Here is a 22,183-nt window from a genome sequence, read left to right on the forward strand (position 1 = left end):
TCACAGCCTCTTTTCGACCAGCACCTCGACACGGCGGTTGAGGGCCCGGCCTTGGCGCGTGTTGTTTTTGGCTATGGGATCGGTGGCTGCGCGGCCTTCGGAACGAACGCGGTCCCGCGGCACTCCGTTTTGAACCAGCATGTCGGCAATGGTCGCCGCGCGCGCTTCGGACAGCCGCTGGTTGGTGGAGAGCGGATTGGAGCTTTGCAGCGGAACGCTGTCGGTGTGACCGACCACCGTGATGTCGCCGATCAGTTCCTGATTGGCGAGGATGACCTTGGCGATAGAACCGATCAGCGGCTCGAAACCTTCTGTCAGTTGTGCTCGCGACGACTGGAACAGTTCGGGGTTCGAGGCTTGAACGACCAGCTTCGCCAGCGAGACGCTCTCGGTGCCTCTGAGGGCCGACTTGAGGTTGGCCGGCGCCCCGGCCTGAAATTCCGGCAACAGCGCAAAATCCACGGCCTCCGGCGGTGGCGCGTCGACCTGTGGCGACGTGCGACTGATATCACCGCGGGTGGGAGGCGGCAGGGCGCGAACAAGGGCGGAAAGCTCGACCGCCTGGCTGCTCAGTCCCATCGAGAGCCCGATATGGATTGCGGTGGCGACAACGGCGGCGGCGAGCGCCATCACCCAGATCGGAACGATGAAGCGCTGCGGCTCGTCAGAGGCGATCACGCCTTTCCAGTTGGGCGATAGCGGCGCGGCTTCGGCGTCGGTGTCGCGCAGGAAGCGTGCCGCCGCCACGCGAACGGCATTGAGCGAACGGTCGCCCGACCGGCCGGGCACGCGATATTTGCCCCGGAAGCCGAGCGCCAGGCAATGGTATTGCAGTTCCAACAATTCCCGATCTCGGTTCGGGTGACGCTCCAGTTCATCAAGCCGGGTGAAGAACTGCGTGCCGGCATCGACATCGCCACGAAGCATGACCACAAGCGGCTGACGCGGCCATGCGCTTGCACCGCCCCATGGCGTGTTCAACGCCAGATCGTCGAGCAGCGCCGCCACCACCCAGGCTGCCTGATCGGCCCGCTCCAGCGAGGATCCCGCCGCCATTGCCGTATCGCGTGCCCGAACCAGTTCGTCGAGCAGCCGGGTGCGCAGCGCTTCCGGATTCTCCGGCGGCAGCGCGCTTTCAAGTTCGGGCGCGAACTCGAGCAAAGGTGCGAATGCATTCACAAGTGCGTTCGGATGGGTGCGGGACCGTTTTATCGGCGCGCCTGGCAAGAGCGGCGCCATCGGGCGCGGCATCGGCGCGCCGGTCAGCCGTATGCGAGTGCGTTCACGATCCTCCGAAAGCCCGAATGGATCATCCCGGCTCATGATTTCACCTGTTCACCGAATAGCAGTCCACCTGCGGCTCGCTCGGCAACACGCCCGAAACGCCGATGACGAAGCCTGGGGCATCGAGCAGCGAGGCCCAGTGCTCGCTCTTCTGGTCCAGCTCAAGGCACAGCCGATCGCCATCGTAGGGGATTTCGCGGGGTTGCGAATGCAGCGGTTTAAGCGGGATGCCGGGCAGGCGGGACTTCCATAAGCCTTCGAACTGATCGGCTGCGCCGACAGTCGCCTGGTTGACGAATATCTTGCGCAGCGCGTCCTCCGACAGCTCGGACCCGACCCGGATGACGATCCGGCTGGCCACCAGAAGCTTCGGGTTGTCGATGCGGATTTTCCAGACATTGGTCGAATGCCGCATGACGGGCAGGGCGCGTGATTTCGGCTCGATGTAGCGCAGGCTCAGGATGAGAGAGCGCAGCGCATCCGCAAGCGCTGAATATGCGGGGCCGGGTGACATGTGATCGTAAGCCGGCAATTCGCCCAGCCGCCGCGCGCTGGAGCCATAGGTCGCCATCGAGCCGGCGAGACCCGCAAGCTCAAGATAAAGTTCGGCCGGATGGAAAACATCCTGCGCCAGCATGTGGGCCAGTCGGGGACGCGCCGCATTGGCGAGATTGAGCATCAACAAATCTTCGACGCTGCGGCCTGGCCCGCCCATAACCATCTTGCCATGCGCCTCGGCGATCTGGTCGAGGCCCGTAACGACTTCCAGAAGCAATTGCCGATACCAGGCCACCGCGCCAGTAACCAAGGTCGGGGGCAGGAACGTCTCATCCAGGGACACCCCACCGTCGGCTCGGACGCCCTTGATATCGGCTATGGGCAAGGCGGTGTAACCGCCAACCGATTTTCCGGGGGCAAGCAGCAATGCTTGAGGACGAGCGATTTCGATCTCTTCAGCGTCCGAACCGCCCTGGACAGCGTCGCGGACCGAAACGATCTTTCCGTGATAGCGCGCGCCCGTGGACGCAGCATGCGCTGGATCGAAGCCGACGCCGCCGGGAGGTTCGAGCGGCAAGGCGACCAGCACCGCTCCGGCGCCCGTATCCGGCGTCACCGGCAGCGGTCGCGGCGCGTCCATCAGGTCCGGGATCGAAAAGGGGGTTCCGTCCGGAAAGATGCCCCGTGCCGACAGGATCGAGACCTGGCCGGCATCGAGCATTGCCTGGTCCAGCGTCAGCTGCTGAAAGCCGAACGTGTGCAACTGCCCGGCCTGCAAAGCGCCGCGCACAGTCGCCTCGAAAAAACGATCCTGCTGCTGGAAATGCTGGGTCCGCAGAAACAGTCCTTCGGACCACAGCACCCTGTTTGCATCGCTCATGCCGCCACTCTCTGCATCGAGCACCCCTTGCTTGGCCGCTAGGCGGAAACGCCACCGCTGCCAAGCGTTACATTGACGGTAAACTGTGACCCCGGCGAAACTGACTTGGTCGTCCGCCAGTTTCTGCCGCCGGGCTCGCGGATCAGCGCAACGAAGCCCAGTGCGGTTGCGTCCGGCTCGACGGTAATGATTTTGGTCACGGTCTTTCCCGGCGCGACTGACATCTGGTCGGATCCGATGAGATCGCCTGCGAGCGCGGAGCCGGCATCGCCCTGCAGCGCGAAGTAATCGGCTGAATTGAATTTACCGGTGCTGCGCAGCCGCATCACCAGGACGGTCACTGGCCGATCGCCGCCACCCGGTCCGGGGTTCATGCCGGCCGCGCCGGTCAGGTTGACCGTGATGGCCGACGGCTTTGGCGGACCGCTCTGGCAAGCCGTAAGCAGCCCCGTCGCGCCCAGGGCAATGACGAATTCGCGTCGATCGATCATGTCTCACTCCTCCTCATATGCGTCCCGAAAATCCGCGCCAATTTCGCCAAGAAAGCTCGTCTCCGCGTTCTGGGCGATTTCACGATGGCGTTTCTGGTAGAGTTCCCATAGCTTGGCGCCGCGCCCGCCTGAAAGCAGGGTGCCGATCGTGGAATTCGATTTCAGCTCTTCCTCGATCGCCGCCGGATCAAAGCGGTCGATCATCCGCCGCAAGGCGGTCTGCACGCCGCGCCAGGCGCGCACGTGATGTTGCGCGAGATCGCGGACCGCGTCGGCGATTGCTGCTTCGCCGGCGAGAAATCCGGGGCTGCGCTCGGCGACAATAGTCACAATGGCATCGTCGACCGTCGGCAGAAACTTGAGCGGATTGACCTCAGAGGCCCCGACCATCGTCTGGGCGACGCGAGCGCTTCCCTTTTCCTCGGCTCGCTTGCGCAGAAGCTGCATCAGGCCTTCCATCATCAGCCGATACTCGCGACCGAACTTCTCCATTTCCGCGACACTGTCGCGTCCGGGAAAATCGGCTTCCTCGATCCCCATGCCGCGCAGGAACGCGGCGCGAAGGGCCATGTCCTCCTGCTGCGCCGTCGCCGGCGACCGGGCGGGTTTGGCAGCAGCGCCCGTTTTTGGTGGAGTAGGCGCCTCTGCCGGTTGCGCAGGCAGGTCCCAGGGGTTGGCGGGTTGCGGTCTTACGGCGGCGCGTTCGCGTTGACCGGTCGAGCCTGCGCCGTTTCTCGAATCGTGCTTCGCGGCCGGCCCGAAACCAAAATCGTCGTCGAATTCGAATGACTTTCCTGGAGCGGACTCGGTTGCCCCATTGCGGGAAGCCACCGGATCGAGGCTGAATGGGTCCGCGGAGCTTGGCGCACCACGTGGTTCGGGATAGGCAGCGCCGTTCGGCGCGGGCGTTGCTACCGGGTCGAGGCTAAACGGGTCGTCGAAAGCAGGCGAACTGCGTTGGTTGGCACGCTCGAACGCTCCTGGAACTGGCTGCTCGAATGGGCTCGGCAAATCGGCGGGACGTGGTCGCCGCGGCTCTTCTTCGACCGTGGCTGAAAAGAAATCATCGCGGCCGATGCTTACCGGCGCTCGTGATGCCACCGGCGACCGTTCCGTGACCGATTGGTTGGCTGCTTGTGCTTGAGTGACCGGCATCTGCAGATCGACGCATACGATGTAATCACCCAGCCTCAGCCGCATACCGTTTTGAAGACGGACCGACGCGCCTGCGCCAAGCGGGCTGTCGGAATCGTTTATGAACAGCCCGCTGCTCGACGTGTCGGTAACGAAATATCCATCTCGCCCGCCGGTGATCTTGCAATGGGCGCGCGAAACGAACATGTCGGGATCGTCGATCTGCCACCCGGCATCTGCGCTGCGGCCGATCACCAGCTCACCCTCGTCCAGCCGGGTCTGCCTTACCGCCTGGGTACGTGGTCCTTGCTCCAGCGTCAGCAGCAGGCTCATGCCGCGACCTCCGCCATTTCCGGCCGCCATCCGACGATCGTCCGCAGCCGCATATCGTCAGCATCTCCCCTTTCGGGGGGCCGCGCAAGCCAGGCGGTCCGGCCAAGCTGTATCGCTCCGATACGCGACGGCGGCACGACGTCTCGCGCGAGCACGATCCGCAGATCGACGTCGAGCGCTTCCCCGACCATGTCGCGAACGGCCTGCTTGAACAATTTCAGACGCTGACCACCCGGCAGGAACGCCTTGAAGTCCTCATATCCGAGCGGGCCGACGCGGAGTTCGATCCGGCTTTGACGGCTGAAGACGCGCGGGCCGATCGTCGCCCCGCGACCGAGCGCAGCGTAGGCCTTGGCAAGGCGCGTCTGGAGCGAGGCTGGTATGGCTATCCACGCGGCGACGAATTCCTTGATCTGGACCGGCACTTTGAACGCTTCCGCCAGGAACAGCGTCAGCCGCTCCGGGCCGTCGACTTGGCTGGCGAGCGAAGCGGCCTGGCGAAGCTTCACCGTGTCGAGATCGGGATTCCCAGTGCCAGGCAAGCCGATCCCAGCCATGGCTTCAAGCATGGCGCGAACGCGGCCGCCGACCGCGCGTTCCACCTGTACCGCAGGATGAGCATCCGCCCAGGCCCGATAGTACAGGGCGATCATGCGGTGCTGAAGAATATTGACGAAATCCACGAAGGTCGTGTCGCTGGTCTGCCGCGCGTCGGCGCCGGTGAACCAGCGCTGCGACAGGCGATCGAGCACCCAACGCGTCAGATGCAGCGGCAAGGGGCCTTCAGGTCCCATCAGCCCGAGATTTGCAACCGTGACCCGGGCCGGGGCCCTGTCGTTTCCGAAGGACTTGTCCTTCCCCGAGGACTTGTCGCTCCCTGGGGTCTTGTCCTTTGCGTCGCGGAACTCAACCACGTCCTTGGCGGTAAAGCTGAGACGCACATGTTGTCCGAGCCTTGCCGGCTCGCGATCCGGCTGGCCGGAATAGCCGAACAGCCCGCCTCTCCGTTCGAGCCGACGCAACAGTTCGAAGAAGTCGAACGTTTCAGACAGCTCCTCGGCCCGGTCCGGGTCGAATGTGTCTAGATCAGGTAGCGATTGCCGGGCGTCATCGGCCATGGCACATCCTCCTGTTTCTGCAGCAGCCGCGTGCGGGTCCGCACAAAGCCGTTTATTCCGGCGTGGCGGGCAAACAGCCGCGCGAGCAAGGCCGAAAGCAGCAATGTGCTTTGCCCCGCCAACACAGACTGGTCCACATGCAACGTCACTTCCGTGCCCCGTCCGAAGCACATCGGCCCATCGATCTGCAGCCGTTCGATGACCGACCGCGAGTCGATGCGAACGATCGAATGCACGTTGCGGGCGAGGCTTGGATCTCCCCGATCGGCGTAAAGATCGAGCAGCGCATGCAGCGGATCGACTCCGCGACCTTCCTTGGCAAGGCTGAGAAAGTTGAGCGCGAGTTGCGCCACCAGCCGCCAGGCGAGATTGTCGGCGCGGGACTCGTGCTCGGCGCCCGACGGCAGCGCTGCGGGGATAGCCGGCTGGGGCGGGCGCAACGCGCCGAGAAGCCTGACCGCTTCGACCGGATCGCCCGTCTCCAGCGTCAAGGTCGGGTTGTCGTCGAGTATCGGCAGATCGCGATTGGTGCAAAGCGCCATAACGTCGAGACGTTTCAGCGGCCGGTTCACCGGGCTTGCGACCGGACGTGAAATCGCTAGGAAGACATCATCCCCGGTGTATGAAGTGCGGGTCAGGCCGTCGCGCCGTTCATCTTCGGTGGCCCGGCGAGGGCGCCGTTCGGTTGAATAAACCCAGCCACTGCCGCGGTTTTGCCCGAGGCTGAAGAGTTCGGGAATTTCGGCTTCGTTGCCTTCAGTATCGGCATCCTCGACGCGGGTGACCCGGTAGATTTCGAAATCCCGCGCTCGGGTACGGTCGGCGTGCAGCACTTGCCGCGTCCTGCGGGGGTCGAGCTCGATGACGTTGCACTCGCGTTCGAACAGATTGATGATCGGGGTTGCGAAGAGCTCGAAATCGGCCGCCGTCACGTCCGCCAGCTCAGGCACCGGACGCCGGAACATGAAGAGGATCTCGATCCCTGCCTCGCATTTGCGGATGACGGGTCGCAGCCCCGAAACCCGTACGTAGTGGAAGCGCTCGGGCATCATGAAATATTCGCGCAGCAGACGGTACCCTTCGAATGTCGGACGGGTACGAGGCATCAAGGCCTCGTCGTCGCCGATGCCGACCATTTCGGGTCCCGGCAGGGCAAATAGCGGGTTGGTTTTGCCTTCGGCGCGTGCGCCAACAGCCGAGCACGCGCCGAAGATCGCGTCAAACAAAAGCGGCGCCTTGGTGCGTCCGGCAAAATAGAGATCGAGCCGATCGAGCGCCAGTTCGTTGAGCTTGCCTTTTCCGGTTCGAGCCAGCGTGATGCGGAGCGCTGCCTCGCCGCCCACACCGCCGATCGGCGTTATGCCGGCCGCCGCCAGCGCGCTGCGGTCCTGAAAATAGCCGACCGAAGTGATGGCTACCGGCCACAGCGTCATTTCCTGCGCGGTGGTGAAGGTGCAGCGCGTCGACAGGCCGGGTTGCAGGCTGGAGACCAGCCGCGTGTTCCGCTTGATGACATGGCCGGCAATCATCGACTGGACCTGCTGGCCGGGCTTCAGCACGGCCATCACCGTTGCCGGCGCCGGCGAAACCAGATCGGGATAGAGGACATCGAGCACGCTGCGTGAAAATCGCGAGCGCTCCGCATCGACTTTCAGCCGGGTGCGCGCGGCAAGGAAAGCAACGCCGTCAAGCAACCGCTCGACATAAGGATCCGGACACGGGACCGTATCGAGCGAAAGATTGCGCGCCACAGCCGGATGCATGTCGGCAAATTCCGCCGCGAGTGCACGGATATGGGTCAGTTCCTCCTCGTAATATTCTACGAAGACCCGATCCATCTCTCAGGCTTCCCTAAATTCGGTCCGCGCCAAGCCGTTATCGAGATTGATCGTGGTGCGCAGGCGCATGCGTTCCGGCGTCGGCGTCATGATCAGCACAGCGTCTATCTCGATCTTCAGCCCCACGGTTCTGTCGCCAAGGGTCACCGTAACCTTTGTTGCGCCCTCCTTGAGACGTGGCTCGAACGTGGCGAGTATGGAACGGATCTCGCGCGCCAGGGCTTCGCGATCAAAGTCGCGGGAGGATCGGCCTGAAAACGAAGGCACGCCGTAGTTGACCACACTTCGGCGAACCTCCGGGAAATCGGTAAGCGATGGTGGGTTGTCGGCGGCCTGTTCGTTTTCGAGATCGGAAAGAAGTGGAACAGCCTCGAAGCGCTCGGTGTTGAACAGCGCCTCGATGTCGCGTCGCACAGCCTCCCTGAGCACGCGGGCGGATACGACCACGCCGCGGCTTTCGATCTCCGCGCGATGCTGGGTTTGAAAGATCAGGCGGTGCAGACGCTGCTTCTGATCGGATGTGAGCTCGGCGTCGGCGTCGATGATCCGCGGGGTTCCCGCAACAAGGATGTCCAGCCGGTCTGCGCCAAGTTCGTCGTGCAAGACCTGGCGCAGTCCGTCTATTTCCGAGGTCACGCCCGGCAGGTCGTTGACGAGGCGGTCCCAAAGAGAGGGCTGGACCGCTTCGCGTTTCGCTCGCGAGCTGCCGGTAACCTGTGACTTGTCGGCGCCGGGCCGCCGGGCCTCACTTGCCGACATAGACATCCATTTCGATTTCGTCATCCTTGTCATAGACGAACTTGATCTTCTTGTAGGCGAAGCTGACTTCCTCCTGGATCAGGTCTTCCTCGTCCTCGGCCTGCGACATGTCGTATTCCATGATCGAGGCGTCGGTCAGCGTAACGACCAGGTAGTCGCTGGTCTCCCCATCAATGGTCCGGCGTGCGGAGAACACAACTTCGTCCAACGCCTTGTTGTCGAACAGCGCCTTTTTCAAATAAGGCGACGACTTGTCATAATGCTTGGTGAACTTGATCATGCCGAGGGACACACGACCGCGGCGTGAGAGCGAATTCGGATCGTATGGCGCGATTATCTTGTAATCGACCCCGTGGACTTCGATTTCATCTTCGTGGCCGTCTCGAACGCTTGGACCTTTGATATCCGGAACCTTTAGAAAGCCATCGATCTTCACTGTTGTGGGCATAGTCTTTCTCCACCGCTTTTAAAACAAAACAAGATGCTGCTGCTGCAAATCAAGTCTTCACGGACGGTAGTTCCGACACCAGCCGGAGCGAGGCGTTGATGCCTTCCAGCTGGTAGTGCGGACGCAGATAGAAGCGGGCATTGTAATAGCCCGGCCGACCCTCGACGCTGTCCACCTGGACCTCCGCGGCGGCAAGCGGGCGCTTGGCACGCGCCTTGTCGTCGGCGAAGGCCGGGTTGGCCAGAACGTAGCGGTTGATCCACTCGGTCAGCCAGATCTGCATGTCCGAGCGCTCCTTGAACGACCCTATCTTGTCGCGCGCGATCGCCTTGAGGTAGTGCGCGAAGCGCGAGACCGGGAACAGGTAGGGCAAGTTCGCGCTCAGCCGCTCGTTCGACTGGGCATCCGGGTCGACCAGCCGCCCGGCGCGGGTCTCGTCGTCCTGCAGCGAATGTGCGCCGATGAAGGCCGCGAGATCGGTATTCTTCCGGTGCAGGATCGGCATCAGTCCAAGCTTGGCGAGCTCCGCCTCGCGCCGGTCGTCGATGGCGACCTCCGTCGGGCATTTCATCGCGATCGATCCGTCATCGGTCGGGAAGCTGTGCACCGGCAGGTTGAGCACCGTGCCGCCATTCTCGACGCCGCGGATCTGCGTGCCCCAACCGTAGAGCTTATGGCTGCGGTTGATGTTAACGCCCATCGGGAAGGCGGCATTCATCCAGACATATTTGTTATGGTCGCCCTGCACCTCTTCCTCGAAGGTGAAGCCCTTCACCGGAACTGTGTCGGTGCCGTAAGGCAGACGCGCCAGCACACGCGGCATGGTAAGGCCGATATAACGCGCATCCTCGCTCTCGCGAAGCGATTGCCACGAGGCATAGGCTGGATTCGACACGATCATCTGCAGGTCCTGCGGGTTGGGCAGTTCCTGCCAGCTGTCCATGCGGAACAGGCGAGGGGAGGCGGCCGCGATGAACGGCGTATGCGCGGAGGCACACACACCCGACATATTGCGCAGCAGGCCGACGTCGCGCGGATGGTTCGAGAATTCGTAGGCGCCGACCAGGCAACCGATCGGCTCGCCGCCCAGCATCGAATACTCGTCCGTGTAGACCTTCTTGAAGATCGGGCTCTGGTCCCACATCTGGCCTTCATAATCTTCGAGCGTGTCGGCCAGCTGTTCCTTGGAAATGTTCATCACCCGGATCTTCAGCTTCTGATCCGTCTCGGTGTTGTTGATGAGGTACCAGAGGCCACGCCACGTGCCCTCCATCTCGCGCACTTCCGGCGCGTGCAGGATCTCGTTGACCTGCGTCGTCAGCATCTTGTCGATGCCTGCGATCAGCGACTTGATCGACTTGATCGCATTGGACGAAATGGTGGTGGTGTCGGAACGGGATTGCGCGGCCAGTGCCAGGTTGCGCACGAGTTGCTGCAGCTTCTCGCTGTCGTCCTTCTTGACCTTGAAATCCTTCTCCAGCAGCCCGCTGAATTCTCCGAGGTCTATTGCTTCCGCCTCAGCGGTGACGGCTGCGGTTTTTTGCTGTTCGGCCATGACTTACTCCCCAGCCTTGTCGTCGTCGGATAGTGCCTGGTTGGCGATCTTGCCGAGAAGCGGCTCGTTGTTCAGAAGTTGCGCGATGCGCTTTTCGGCGTCGACACGACCATCCATGAAGCCGAGCAGTTCCTCGAGCTGACGACGCATCTTGAGGATCTCAGCCAATTGCGGGACCTGCTCCGCGATCTTGTCCGGGGCGAAATCGCCCATCTTGGTGAAGGTGAGGTCAAGCGCCAGTTCCTCGTCGCGCTCCTGGCCTTCGGCTTGCGGCAGCGTGTTTTTCACCCGCGCCTTCACCCGCGGCCCGAGCGCTTCCATGAACTTGGGAAAACGGTTCGCGTCGGTCTCGACAAAGGCGCGGTCGAGCACCGATTTCGACGCTTCCTTGGTCTGCGAGGAGCCGGAAAGATCGGCCATCACCCCCATGACGAACGGCAATTCGATTGTCGTCGGGCTGCCGTAGGTTTCAACGTCGTAGGCGATCTGTACGCGCGGGGCGCGATTTCGTTCGATGACCTTCGCTTTGCTTTCGGCTGGCATGTGTTGTTACCTTTCATCCTTCTGGGCCGCCTTCTTGGCATCGGGAACGCCGGCCAGGAGCCGGAATTCCTTCAACCCCGACGGGGCGAGGTCTTCCATCAGTTCAACGAAATCCATGTGCACCATTCGGCGCACGCGCCGCGCCAGATGCGGGATCGGGCTCGACGGTTCGGTGCGATCATAGAAGGCGACGACGAGGTCGAGGCATTTGACAACGTCGTCGCGGGACGAGATCCGGTCGGGGAGGCCGCTGCTGCCGGGCTCTGCGTAGCTTGCCACACTTGCCATCGTATCGGCTCCATGACCGTTTCGAACAGGCGTTGCCGGTTCTGCAGGCGTCGAAACTGGCTTAGCGGCGCCATTCGGTGTGGCGCCGGCGATCGAGTTTCGTTCGAGGGTCGTCAGCAAACGCTGCAGAAATCGTTTTAATTCCGGAACGGTGGCGCCGCTGCCCTCGATACGGGCATTGAGGGCGATCTCCACCGCTTCCAAGGCCGCGATCGCGGCATGTGCATCGGTGACGAGCGATGTCATCTCCGCGCCGGCCTGGTCGATTTGTGCGGCGCATGCGCTGCGCACCCGGTTCACCAACTGGCTGTGCGCGCTCGCCAGGGCCGCTTTTTCGGTCGCGTTCAGTCCCGAGGACGCCTCCTGAAGCATGACACGCTCGTCGAGCGCGCCCTTCTCCAGGTCCTCGCCGAGGATCGGACCGATTGCACGCGGCGCGAAAAACGTCAGTTTCCGCAGATCCTTGAGCAGGCCATCCTGGCTGTTCTGGAGGTCAGCCAGCGCATTGATGCGGCGCAGGGCGGCGTCGCGCGGGGTAACACCGGGCCGCAGGGCCGGATGCATGGTTGCCCAATGCTGATCGACGGTCTGTGCTATGAGGGTCAGGCCGTCAGCCAGCCCGGCCAGCCGATACTCGTTGGCCAGAGCTCGCGTGACGATGACGAGCAGGCGCAGGTCCCGGCCGTGTGGGCGCAGCTCCTCGGCCTTGGCGAGCACGGCCGGCCAGTCGATCGGAACGTCAACTTCTGTGTTCTTGCTTCCTTGAAACTCGACCTTTTTCTGCTGTTCCGTGAGGCGCTCCAGCTCGTGGAAAGCCGGGTCGTTGCGCAAATCCTCCCCGGACGGATTCTCACCGTCGACAGGATTGAGCCAGAGTGCGAGATCAATCACACCAACCCCCAGCTAGCGGCCCTTAGACCCCTAAGTGACCCAACGTTATCACACGCCATCACTTTATCACAATTAAGCAGTTGCTCAAAAACTAACAGAAGCTAAACACGGCTGTTTACCTTCGCCGAAACCGTCGCGCGATCGCCGGACCGTGTATGTGAAATGCTTCGCATAGCGGGGAGGCAATCGGGTGTTTGTTGCGCTGGAATACGGCATGTCACCTGACCGGGAGATGCCGGGTGGGTCGGCATCCGGGCGGCTCATCCATCACATGCTTTGTCAAGCAGCGGCTTATGTGGCAGGGTATCGATTGCCAGATCTCGGGAGCACGTTCAATGGAACAGCGCCGGTCATCGCAGAGCGTCAAACGCAAGGAACTGGTCGGTAAGCTAAATCCTGTCTGTGTGCGCGCCTTCAAGGCCGCGGCCGATACCGCAAAGCTGCGCGGCAATCCTTACGTCGAACTCGTCCATCTCATCGAACAACTGGTGCTTTCCGATCGCTCGGATGTGCAAATGATCCTTGCCGATGCGGGAGTGGACGCAAGCCGGCTTACCGCCGACATGACCCGCGCCGTCGACAAGCTGCCCTACGGCGCGACTTCGATCGAGGAATTCTCCGACCATATTTTTCATGCCATCCAGGAGGGTTGGAACCTGGCGGGGCTGGAGTTCAACGTTGAGGAGGTCCGCAGCGCCTATATTCTCCTCGCTTGTCTGAAGACGCCAGTGCTGGAGGGCCTGCTGTCGAAGATCAGCGGAGAATTCGACAAGATCGACGCCGACGGGGTTATCGCGCGATTCACCGACGTGGTGGAGGGGTCGCTCGAAGCTGGCGCCCCCTCAGCAGCCCCCGCCGTCGAGACACCTCGGCGGGCCCCGGGAGGCGACTCGGCGCTGGCGAAATATGCCACCGATCTGACCCAGCGCGCCCGCGACGGCAAGATCGATCCGGTCGTCGGCCGTGATCCGGAGATCAGGCAGATCGTCGATATCCTGATGCGACGCCGGCAAAACAACCCGATCCTGACCGGCGAGGCCGGCGTCGGCAAGACAGCTGTGGTCGAGGGGTTTGCCTTGCGCATTGCCGAGGGCGACGTGCCGCCGACGCTGCAAGGCGTCAGCGTGCGCATGCTCGACGTCGGATTGATGCAGGCAGGCGCAAGCGTAAAGGGCGAGTTCGAAAAGCGGCTGAAGGCGGTCATCGACGAGGTTCAATCTTCCGAGACGCCAGTCATCCTATTTATCGACGAGGCCCATACCTTGATCGGCGCGGGCGGGGCGGCCGGAACGGGCGATGCTGCCAATCTGCTGAAACCGGCGCTGGCGCGCGGCGAACTTCGCACCATCGCGGCAACGACATGGGCCGAATATAAGCAGCACATCGAGAAAGACCCCGCGCTGACACGCCGCTTCCAGGTGGTCAAGATCGACGAGCCGTCTGAGGCGGTGGCCGTTCTCATGTTGCGCGGTGTGGCCGGCGTGTTGGAGCAACACCACAAGGTGCAGATACTCGATGAGGCGATCGAGGCGGCGGTCGGCCTGTCGCACCGCTATATCCCGGCGCGGCAATTACCGGACAAGGCGGTGAGCCTTCTCGACACTGCCTGCGCCCGTGTCGCGATTTCGCAGCATGCCACCCCGGCCGAGGTCGAGGATATTCTGCGCCGCCGTCAGGCACTGGAGGTCGAGCGCGGCATCATCGGCCGCGAGGCGGCGATTGGTATCGAGGTGACCGACCGGCAGGCTCGGGTCGACGTCGGACTTGCCGAAACCGAAGGCACGCTTGCCGCCGCGCAGGAACGCTGGGATCGGGAAAAGGCGCTGGTTGGCGAGATACTCGAATTGCGCGCCAGGCTGCGCGGCGAGGGTGTGCCGCTCGATGCGGTGGAGACTCCGGAGGCGGTCGTCGAAACAGCAGGCGCCGATGCGCCTGAGATCGAAACACCTGAAACTGATGAGGGTGCAACGGCCACTGCCGGTCCTTCTCCACCCGATCCGGCTGCTGACCTCGCGCGGCTGCGGGAACTGATGGCCGAACTGGCCGAAGCGCAGGGTGAGACGCCGCTGATCCTGCCGTCAGTCGACCGCAACGCTGTGGCTGCCGTGGTCCAGGACTGGACTGGGATTCCCACTGGCAGGATGCTGTCGAGCCAGACCGAAAAGGCGCTACGGCTCGCCGCCACTCTGTCCGAACGCGTGGTCGGTCAAGATCACGCCATGGAGATGATCGCCAAGCGCGTGCAGACCAGCCGCGCCGGGCTCGGCGCGCCCGAAAAACCAGTGGGGGTCTTTCTGCTCTGCGGTCCATCGGGCGTGGGCAAGACCGAGACCGCGCTGGCCTTGGCCGAGACGCTTTACGGCGGCGAGCAGAACCTCATCTCGATCAACATGTCCGAGTTCCAGGAGGCGCATACGGTCTCCACCCTGAAAGGCGCGCCGCCCGGATATGTCGGCTATGGCAAGGGTGGCATCCTGACCGAGGCAGTACGGCGCAAGCCTTATTCGGTGATCCTGCTTGACGAGGTCGAAAAGGCGCATCCGGACGTGCACGAGATTTTCTTCCAAGTTTTCGACAAGGGGATGATGGACGACAGCGAGGGCCGACGGATCGATTTCAAAAACACACTTATCCTGCTTACTTCGAATGTCGGCTCCGAAGTCATCATGGACCGGACCAAAAGCGGCACGGTGCGGGCGGGGCTCGACGATCTGGACACAGCGTTACGCTCCCCGCTGTTGAAGGTTTTCCCCGCGGCTTTCCTTGGCCGGGTGGTAACCATCCCCTACTATCCGCTCTCGGACGTGATGATCGAATCGATCACCCACCACCAGTTTGCCAAGATCGCCCGCCGGCTGCGGGCAACCAACGATGCCGAGTTGGTGATCGGTGACGGTGTCATGGATCTCGTCAAGGCTCGCTGCACCGAGATCGAATCCGGCGGCCGCATGATCGATGCCATTCTGACGAACACGCTTCTACCGGAATTAAGCCGCGGGGTGCTGAACCGGTCGCTCGAGGGCAAAAAGATGACAAAGGTGACTGTCGGAGCCTCCGAAGGCGGTTTCACCTATTCTTTCGAATAGTTGAGGAGCGACTCTGACGAAACATCCGACGGCTGCTTTGTGGGTACTTGAGGAGAGCACGGCGATGAACTTGGAACCAGTTGCCAGGGCAGGGCGTGGTGGGAAACACCACTCGTTGGCATGCAAAATCGCGACCTAGCGCAGGATAGCTTTGGCTCCCCGGATCGGCGAAGCCGCGACTCCGCGAAAATCGATGACAATGAAAGTGTCGTCGTCCATGGGCTGAGTCAGCAGGCATGGAATATCGATGCGCTGCACGAGTGCGCTGAGGCCGCGCCGCACTGCGTCCAGAACCGGAGAATTGAGCACGCTGGAGGCGGTGGATAGCAGCCCGGAGTGAAGACGGTAGGTCTTCAATCTGGGATCGAACTTCAGCCACTCGAAATGACCAGCGTCTTCAAAATTGAGTGGCAGTGCGTCTTTTGAGATATCCAGCGCTGCTGTGAGGTCAACAAGCGCCGCCTCATGCGGCGGCGCAACGTGCCAGAACGGATGCTCCGCTTTGTGCCCTAACCCACTGCGCTCCTACCGTTCTGGTCACACGGGATTCAATGATCTTTTTGTGGACTAACAGAGACACCGCTCGCATGAAGTTAGTCCTCATCTCGGTTACTGGGTTTGCCAGACGATACGAGAGAATACGAAGGAAATGGGCTGGCGAACCGTCCGCTAAGGTATTGATTTCCCGTCGAGAGCGTAGCCCCTCCGGGCCTATCATTATCGTTATTTATCAATGGTTTATTGGCCGACTCGCCACGGGGTTCGCCAACAGGTCGCCAAGCAATGGTTTGCGCGTTACCAGCCGTACGTTGGCGTATTGTCGCTGGTTGCTGACCATAAGGCGTTGTCGCAGCAGCGAGGGCTCTTCGATTTTTCTGGACGTATGTACGACGTGCGAGGCGGTGGCGCGTATAGGTACCGAGACCAATGTCCATCTCGCCTTCAGTGGAACCTCCGACAAGATACCGCGGGGCGTGACAACCGATCAGGCTCGCGGATTTCCGAAGGCTCGCGTTGCCATCCCTTTCTGCGACCGGCTGATCTGATGGCTTCTCTGATTTCCTGTAACAACGGCCACCCTCGGCGATTAACACAATCGTTGTTCGCCAATAGCTGACGAAGCGGTTCGCCAAAGTCGGTTCAAGAAGCTGGTCTAGCCACGCGCCGATCGCATTTATCTCTTCTACGGAACGGCAGCTTTGCGCCTCACGTCGGCCGTTGAATCAATCTTGCTATCGCCCGATAGCAGACGTAGCCAGCGCGAGCCCCGGACATCGTAGTTGCCCCTATTGCAGAAGCGCACCTTTCGTTATCGACCGAACCAAGCGCGCCCCGAAGCCGTGATCTAGGGCAAAAACGAGGTCCGTTGGAATTTGCCATTGTTCGGGCTATGATTGGGCGAATTTTCCCTTGGAAAAACGCTGAGAAGGCGGGTTGCGACGGTGCTTTCCAATCATTTGAGGCGAGGCTTCCTGTTCGCGTTCATGGCCGCGTTCAGCCTGCTTTGGCTCGCTGAGGCCCACGCCGAGAGACGCGCGGCCGTTGTCGTCGGTAACGGTGACTACGCCTTCGCTCCCCTTACAAATCCCCGCAACGACGCCAAGCTTATTGCTAATACCTTGACCGAGCTCGGCTTCAATGTGCTGCTTTTCTACGACGTCAAAAAGGCTGCCACCAAGGACTTGAAGGACGCAATTGCAGCGCATCTCGTGGGTGCAGATATGGCGATATTCTACTATGCCGGCCATGCACTGCAGTTCGATCGTCAGAACCTGCTGCTGCCGGTCGACACCGCCACGTCCTCCGCAAAGAAAATCGTCGCCGATGCGATGCGGCTCAACGATCTCGTCGATATCGTCAAGGACGACCCGGTTGGAGTGAAGCTCTTCATCCTCGATGCCTGCCGAAGCAACCCTGCTGCGAAGGACAAGGGACTGGATGAGGGGCTGGCCTACACAGAATCGGGAAGCGGCCAGGTGCTTATTGCCTTCGCGACAAGTGCTGGAGAAGTCGCCTATGATGGCACAGGCATAAACAGCCCATATTCCTCCGCCCTCGCCAACGCTTTGCAAACGCCGGACCTCGATGTCTACGACACGTTCAGGACGGTGCGAGGCGACGTCCGCCAGGCGACAGGTGGGTTTCAGATACCCTGGATCACCGGTTCGATTGAGACGAGATTTGTGTTCAAGCACGGTGGCACAGCGGTCAGCGGGGGGCAGGCGCCGGTTGAGACAAGCGGCGGCCTGACCATCGACGCGGTATTGTGGGCTTTCATCAAGGATAGCCCCAACCCGGACGATTTTAGCCGTTTCGCAAAAGTCTTTCCGCAGAGCCGCTTTGCCGCAGAGGCAACGGAGAAGAGCAAGGTACAACTGGCGTCGCTTTCCCAGCGCGGCGCCTTCGTCCGCGGCCCTCTGAGATCCGCTTCAATCGAGGACGAGATCTTGGTCGTCGGTGAGAGCCAGGCGGCTAGCGCCGAGTTTGTTTTCCAACAGGCAGGAGAACGCGCCGTCAGTGAAACGTTTCGCGTATGGCCATCGGTTTTGCCCGACACTCAAAAGGGCATGAAGGCGCTTGTGACGAATTGTGACCTCTATGCGGCAGATCCCAACGACCCACAGCGTTCTGTCCCTGGCGTCACTAATGGGCTGGTCAACGTTCGCGATGCGCTCAGGGCATGCGGCTTCGACCTTGCAGCCGACATCAACAACCCGCGCCTGCAGTTTCAATTCGGGCGTGTTCTGGAAATTGCCAGGCGCTACGATTGGGCTGAGCACTACTATGAGCTTGCCGGCAAGCAGCAGTACAGTGCTGCGCTCATAAACATGGGCTATATGGCACGTGTCGGAATGGGACGTGAGATCGACTACGGCCGTGCGTTCGACTTTTACGTTCGGGCCGCTGCGCTTGGCAATCTCAGGGCCAGGACCGATATCGGCTCAGCCTATATTGCCGGCCAGGGCGTGCCCAAGCTGCCGGAGGAAGGCATTCTTTGGTATCGCTTGGCCGCATCAAGCGGCTGGGCGAATGCGATCACCGCGCTCGGCGACGCATACCGCCTCGGCACCGGCGTCAAGCAAGACTTCGTCCAGGCGGCCTCGTTGTATGCAGCAGCAGCCGACACCGGCCAGATCGATGCGATGGCGAATCTGGGACAGTCTTATGTCGCGGGGGAAGGCGTGAAAAAGGACGTGCCACGAGGGCTCGACCTGTTGCAGCGTGCAACCGAAATGGGCAACAGGTACGCGCCCTATTTTATGGCACAGCTATATTTGAAGGGCGACCGCAAGCTGGCTGCCGATCCTCGCCGCGCCCTGACCCTCCTCGAGCTTTCCGCAAACAGGGGAAATGAGTACGCCTATGTCCGTCTCGCGTGGGGGCATCGCGACGGTTTATTCACCGGGGGCAAGCCCAACCTGCAGCGAGCTTATTTCAACGCCTCGCTCGCCGCGAGGCTGCGGGCCGATCAGGGGGAACAGGCAAAGGCAGAAATTGCCGAGAAAATAAACCGCGTAACTCGAGAAAAAATAGACACAGAAGTTGAACTATTTATCAAACAGAATGGACCGTAACATCTGACTAATATTACACGAAATTCGAAATTCTTGCGTCACTACCGATTGTCAGAAGCCAAAACCCAACATTTATAACGGCTCCCGGCAACGCCGCCGAAAAAGGCGGTTGATCAATATTGAGAATTGCGGCGCTCCGACGCTGATTGGTCGCGTCGAGGCGCATTCGCCTTGGTGACCTTAGCGCACCGTCCGTCCGAGACGAAGACGCAGATAATGGGCCTCCCTGCAATCGTCCCGCAGCCGTTCAGCATGACTGAAGTGGAAACCAGAGCGGCAGCCGAAGCCAACCGTGACAGTAGCGATCTTGCCATCTGCGTCGCTCCTCAAGACTTGGCCGAAGTAAAACGGCCGCTGCCCAGCATCAGGAAGTTCCAACGGCACACCAGAACAAGAAATACGTGAACTGCCCTACAGTCAAGGCCACGCGGGCGAATGCGCCAGCCTTGCAAATTGACGAAGCCGTCGACGGAGTTTGGCGAAGGCATGTAACTGGAGTGTGCCGCCGTTGCGAGGGCTTTTCGCCCCGTTGCATATGCTGCTAGACTGGGTTCGAGACAGCGAACACCAGACAGGCGCGCGCATAACTTGAACGTTTGACACGCATAAATCGTCATTGCTAGGCTAAGCATCCCTAAAGTGAGCGCCAATCAATGAGAAAACTCACAGAATTTTTCTTTCGAAGAGGTAAGCAAAAGACGGAAGTTGAAAACCCAGGTAATATTCACATATACAAATCTAAAGAAGAAATTTCGACTATTATTATAACAACTTTTGATGTAAATCCAGACCTGCTTGATGAAATAATCGTCACCACCAAGCGCAGGCTTCAGGGAAAGAACGATAAGCTCATTTATCTGACCAACAATCCGGACTTCACGGTGTTCCGCCGTCATGGCGTAATTTTCGAGTATCTGCCCCCTTTAATAGAACAGCGGCTGCACGCAACCGACATGCCCTGGCAGGCTTATTTGCGGGGGCGCTGGGGGCTCATTCTTGCAAAATGGCGCCCCCGCCGTGTCCTGGCATACGGCATGACAATCGACACCTTCCTGGAAGCGGCGCCAGCGACAACCGTCCGCAAGGCGCCGGATACTCCCAAGTCATGAAGCTGAACATTCTGTTCATCGCCGATGTCCGCTTCGAAGGCGGCACGTCCACGGCGCTTGCGGTGGAAATCCAAGCGGCCGCCCGCGCAGGTCTCAAGACCGGCTTGCTGGCAGTGAAGGGACCATTGCTGGATCATCCCTACCCGATGCATCCCGACTTGCGGGCGCTGCTCGATGGCGGCGCTACAGAACGGATCGACCCGGAAACGAAGGTCGAGGCCGATCTTGTCCTACTCCACCACCCGACGATAATGTCCAACTGCGTCACCAGGCGGATCAGCATCCGGGCCAAACACCTGGTCATGGTTCTCCATCATCCTATGGTCGACCGGCTAGGCAAGCTGCAGTATGACCTAGCGCGCATCATCAACAATTGTCGTTGGACGTTTGGCGTCAATGTTTTGCTCGCCCCCGTCAGCGCCATCGTTCGCGATGCTTTACCCCGTCGTTTGCCTACGGGCGCCGAACTGTTGTCGGAAGACTGGACCAATCTGATCGATCTCGACGACTGGCCTCGCAGGGCAGACGGCCCACCGCATAATCCAGTGGTCATTGGCCGCCATGCCCGTCCGGACAAATTGAAATGGCCAAGCAGCATCGCCGATGCGCTGCGCATCTACCCTGCAGATCAATCACGCTACACTATTAGGATCCTGGGTGGCGATTCCTTCCTCGAAGAACTTTATGGCCAGCTGCCGGCCAACTGGGAAATACTACCCTTTGCATGGACCGGCATCCCCGAGTTTCTCCAAGGGCTCGATTTCTATGTCTATTATCATAGCGATTCCTGGTCGGAGGCTTTTGGCCGCACCATCCTCGAAGCGCTCGCGGTAGGGCTCGTCACGATTCTCCCCATACACTTCCAGCCTTTATTCGGTGACGCAGCAGTCTATGCGGCGCCGAGAGATGTTGAGCGGGTCATCGACAAATTCATCAACGACGTAGAGGCCTACGCTCAGCAATCGGCCTTGGCCAAGGATTTCGTTTCTCGGCACCATTCAGCCGACCTCTTCCAGCAACGCCTTGAGAGGTTGTTCGGCATTGCCAGACCGCGAGATTCGGCAGTCGAGCGAGCGTCGATGATCCAGCCATTGCCGACACGTCACGTGCTGTTTGCATCCACCAACGGCATCGGAATGGGGCATCTTGCACAGCAGATGGCTGTCGCTCAGCGGTTGCCGGAGGGGCTGAAACCCGTCTTTGCGACGATGTCCTACGCCATGAGAATTGCAGCCAATGAGGGTTATCACGCCCACTTCCTAACCTATCACCGCGGCATCGATGCCGCGCCCGAGGACTGGAACGACGTGCTTGCCGAGGAATTATTCGACCTGATCAGCCATCTGCGCCCCGCTGTATTTGCCTATGACGCGACAGCCGTGTTCGACGGTGTCGCCGCAGCGCTTGCCATGGACCCCAACCTTTTTTCGATCTGGGTGCGCAGGCCGATGTGGAGGGAATCGCACCGAGGGTTCCTGGAGATGGCCAACGCCTTTGACGCCGTGATAGAGCCAGGAGAGTTGGCGGACGAGTTCGATCACGGCCCGACCAAGGAGATGCGCGACAAGGTCTTTTTGGTCCCGCCGGTCCTGCATCTGGAACCCAACGAGCGCCTGGAGCGCACTGCTGCGCGCCTATTCCTCGACCTGCCGGAAGGCGTGACCGTCGTCGCTCTGCAACTCGGCTCAGGCAGCAATTTCGACATGCGCGGCGTCCGCAACGGCGTTCTTAAAGCTCTGCTCGACCGTCCCGATACGCTGGTGCTAGATATCCGCTCGCCGATCCGCGCCGATCTCGCACCCGACGAGCCGGTCGGTCCGAGGCATCGGATCGTCGAGCTGTTCCCGAGTTTCCGCTATAGTCGCGCATTCGACGCCGCGGTCGTCGCGCCTGGCTACAACACTTTCCATGAGAATATCCTTGGCGCAGTCCCGACTTTGTTTGTGCCCAACGAGGCCGACGAGATGGACCTGCAGCTCAATCGCGCACGCTGGGCCGAGCTCGGCGGTTTTGGTCTACTGATGCGGCGCGACCATGGCCTCCCACATGTTGATAGCTTCGTTGAGCGGCTGCTCGACCCTACCGAGCGCGACAGCATGGCAGCGCGCTGCAGTTCTATCATATGGACCAACGGCGCCGACCAGATCGCGGACTTCATCGAAGACCACGCCAGGATTCTGCGAACCGACTGGGACATCACCAAAGGTGCCTGACGTCGCGGCTGAGCAAATATTCTGTTAGTGTCGTCCAACGGTGTCGTCGTCGGCCGTCTGACCCGCCAAATTGCCGTCGCCGAACGGCTTGCGCTTTCGGTCCAAGGCTGCAGTCCAGCTTTGCGCCGCCTATCGGACAT

At 61.0% G+C, this 22,183-nt stretch carries 16 protein-coding genes; 4 read left to right on the plus strand and 12 right to left on the minus strand.

Features of this window, described 5'->3' with window-relative positions; translation table 11 throughout:
* From icmH to tssA, 11 genes are read right to left on the minus strand one after another with little or no spacing between them, the layout of a single operon-like run.
* Positions 1 to 1,323 carry a type IVB secretion system protein IcmH/DotU gene (gene icmH, locus ABID19_RS00740; RefSeq protein WP_354487211.1) on the minus strand — a complete coding sequence of 441 codons (1,323 nt, stop codon included), beginning with the start codon at positions 1,321 to 1,323 and terminating at the stop codon, positions 1 to 3.
* 4 nt (positions 1,324 to 1,327) lie between these two features.
* Positions 1,328 to 2,662, minus strand: a complete 1,335-nt coding sequence (gene tssK, locus ABID19_RS00745; RefSeq protein WP_352931618.1) for a type VI secretion system baseplate subunit TssK — start codon at positions 2,660 to 2,662, stop codon at positions 1,328 to 1,330.
* Positions 2,663 to 2,700: 38 nt separating this feature from the next.
* Complete coding sequence (gene tssJ, locus ABID19_RS00750; protein WP_354487213.1) at positions 2,701 to 3,153, minus strand: type VI secretion system lipoprotein TssJ; 453 nt, start codon at positions 3,151 to 3,153, stop codon at positions 2,701 to 2,703.
* 3 nt (positions 3,154 to 3,156) lie between these two features.
* Positions 3,157 to 4,620 (minus strand): type VI secretion system-associated FHA domain protein TagH, encoded by a 1,464-nt coding sequence (tagH, locus tag ABID19_RS00755; protein ID WP_354487214.1) that lies wholly within the window; start codon positions 4,618 to 4,620, stop codon positions 3,157 to 3,159.
* Positions 4,617 to 5,738 carry a type VI secretion system baseplate subunit TssG gene (gene tssG / locus ABID19_RS00760; RefSeq protein ID WP_354487216.1) on the minus strand — a complete coding sequence of 374 codons (1,122 nt, stop codon included), beginning with the start codon at positions 5,736 to 5,738 and terminating at the stop codon, positions 4,617 to 4,619. The genes tagH and tssG overlap by 4 nt, the downstream gene beginning before the upstream one ends.
* The gene (tssF, locus tag ABID19_RS00765; RefSeq protein WP_354487218.1) at positions 5,702 to 7,576 is read right to left on the minus strand and encodes a type VI secretion system baseplate subunit TssF; all 1,875 of its coding nucleotides are present in this window, start codon (positions 7,574 to 7,576) and stop codon (positions 5,702 to 5,704) included. The genes tssG and tssF overlap by 37 nt, the downstream gene beginning before the upstream one ends.
* 3 nt (positions 7,577 to 7,579) lie before the next feature.
* On the minus strand, positions 7,580 to 8,335 hold the full coding sequence (tssE, locus tag ABID19_RS00770) for a type VI secretion system baseplate subunit TssE (protein ID WP_354488254.1): 756 nt from the start codon (positions 8,333 to 8,335) through the stop codon (positions 7,580 to 7,582).
* On the minus strand, positions 8,322 to 8,783 hold the full coding sequence (locus ABID19_RS00775; protein ID WP_006329708.1) for an Hcp family type VI secretion system effector: 462 nt from the start codon (positions 8,781 to 8,783) through the stop codon (positions 8,322 to 8,324). Before ABID19_RS00775 ends, tssE begins: the two co-directional genes overlap by 14 nt.
* Before the next feature lie 49 nt (positions 8,784 to 8,832).
* Positions 8,833 to 10,338 carry a type VI secretion system contractile sheath large subunit gene (gene tssC, locus ABID19_RS00780; RefSeq protein ID WP_354487220.1) on the minus strand — a complete coding sequence of 502 codons (1,506 nt, stop codon included), beginning with the start codon at positions 10,336 to 10,338 and terminating at the stop codon, positions 8,833 to 8,835.
* A gap of 3 nt (positions 10,339 to 10,341) precedes the next feature.
* The gene (tssB, locus tag ABID19_RS00785; RefSeq protein WP_354487222.1) at positions 10,342 to 10,881 is read right to left on the minus strand and encodes a type VI secretion system contractile sheath small subunit; all 540 of its coding nucleotides are present in this window, start codon (positions 10,879 to 10,881) and stop codon (positions 10,342 to 10,344) included.
* A gap of 6 nt (positions 10,882 to 10,887) precedes the next feature.
* Positions 10,888 to 12,060, minus strand: coding sequence for a type VI secretion system protein TssA (tssA, locus tag ABID19_RS00790; protein WP_354487224.1), 1,173 nt, complete (start codon positions 12,058 to 12,060; stop codon positions 10,888 to 10,890).
* A gap of 335 nt (positions 12,061 to 12,395) precedes the next feature.
* Between tssA and tssH the strand changes: the two genes are divergently transcribed.
* Positions 12,396 to 15,146 (plus strand): type VI secretion system ATPase TssH, encoded by a 2,751-nt coding sequence (gene tssH / locus ABID19_RS00795; RefSeq protein WP_354487226.1) that lies wholly within the window; start codon positions 12,396 to 12,398, stop codon positions 15,144 to 15,146.
* 135 nt (positions 15,147 to 15,281) lie between these two features.
* Here tssH and ABID19_RS00800 read toward each other — a convergent pair whose 3' ends face one another.
* Positions 15,282 to 15,503 (minus strand): hypothetical protein, encoded by a 222-nt coding sequence (locus tag ABID19_RS00800; protein ID WP_354487227.1) that lies wholly within the window; start codon positions 15,501 to 15,503, stop codon positions 15,282 to 15,284.
* Between the two features lie 1,037 nt (positions 15,504 to 16,540).
* On the opposite strand from ABID19_RS00800, the gene ABID19_RS00805 reads away from it, so the two are divergent.
* The 3 genes from ABID19_RS00805 to ABID19_RS00815 all read left to right on the plus strand — a co-directional run bounded on the left by ABID19_RS00805 (position 16,541) and on the right by ABID19_RS00815 (position 22,043).
* Positions 16,541 to 18,721, plus strand: coding sequence for a caspase family protein (locus ABID19_RS00805; RefSeq protein WP_435528671.1), 2,181 nt, complete (start codon positions 16,541 to 16,543; stop codon positions 18,719 to 18,721).
* Between the two features lie 653 nt (positions 18,722 to 19,374).
* Positions 19,375 to 19,830, plus strand: a complete 456-nt coding sequence (locus ABID19_RS00810) for a hypothetical protein (protein WP_354487229.1) — start codon at positions 19,375 to 19,377, stop codon at positions 19,828 to 19,830.
* Positions 19,827 to 22,043 (plus strand): glycosyltransferase family protein, encoded by a 2,217-nt coding sequence (locus ABID19_RS00815; RefSeq protein WP_354487231.1) that lies wholly within the window; start codon positions 19,827 to 19,829, stop codon positions 22,041 to 22,043. The genes ABID19_RS00810 and ABID19_RS00815 overlap by 4 nt, the downstream gene beginning before the upstream one ends.
* The last annotated feature ends 140 nt before the right edge of the window (positions 22,044 to 22,183 follow it).

The organism is Mesorhizobium robiniae (genome assembly GCF_040545535.1).
GTDB classification, from domain to species: domain Bacteria; phylum Pseudomonadota; class Alphaproteobacteria; order Rhizobiales; family Rhizobiaceae; genus Mesorhizobium; species Mesorhizobium robiniae.

What these genes read in the sequence shown, in the direction of transcription:
- icmH (WP_354487211.1), bottom strand. Translation starts at nt 1,323, where the DNA reads ATGAGCCGGGATGATCCATTCGGGCTTTCGGAGGATCGTGAACGCACT.
- tssK (WP_352931618.1), bottom strand. Translation starts at nt 2,662, where the DNA reads ATGAGCGATGCAAACAGGGTGCTGTGGTCCGAAGGACTGTTTCTGCGG.
- tssJ (WP_354487213.1), bottom strand. Translation starts at nt 3,153, where the DNA reads ATGATCGATCGACGCGAATTCGTCATTGCCCTGGGCGCGACGGGGCTG.
- tagH (WP_354487214.1), bottom strand. Translation starts at nt 4,620, where the DNA reads ATGAGCCTGCTGCTGACGCTGGAGCAAGGACCACGTACCCAGGCGGTA.
- tssG (WP_354487216.1), bottom strand. Translation starts at nt 5,738, where the DNA reads ATGGCCGATGACGCCCGGCAATCGCTACCTGATCTAGACACATTCGAC.
- tssF (WP_354487218.1), bottom strand. Translation starts at nt 7,576, where the DNA reads ATGGATCGGGTCTTCGTAGAATATTACGAGGAGGAACTGACCCATATC.
- tssE (WP_354488254.1), bottom strand. Translation starts at nt 8,335, where the DNA reads ATGTCGGCAAGTGAGGCCCGGCGGCCCGGCGCCGACAAGTCACAGGTT.
- ABID19_RS00775 (WP_006329708.1), bottom strand. Translation starts at nt 8,783, where the DNA reads ATGCCCACAACAGTGAAGATCGATGGCTTTCTAAAGGTTCCGGATATC.
- tssC (WP_354487220.1), bottom strand. Translation starts at nt 10,338, where the DNA reads ATGGCCGAACAGCAAAAAACCGCAGCCGTCACCGCTGAGGCGGAAGCA.
- tssB (WP_354487222.1), bottom strand. Translation starts at nt 10,881, where the DNA reads ATGCCAGCCGAAAGCAAAGCGAAGGTCATCGAACGAAATCGCGCCCCG.
- tssH (WP_354487226.1), top strand. Translation starts at nt 12,396, where the DNA reads ATGGAACAGCGCCGGTCATCGCAGAGCGTCAAACGCAAGGAACTGGTC.
- ABID19_RS00810 (WP_354487229.1), top strand. Translation starts at nt 19,375, where the DNA reads ATGAGAAAACTCACAGAATTTTTCTTTCGAAGAGGTAAGCAAAAGACG.
- ABID19_RS00815 (WP_354487231.1), top strand. Translation starts at nt 19,827, where the DNA reads ATGAAGCTGAACATTCTGTTCATCGCCGATGTCCGCTTCGAAGGCGGC.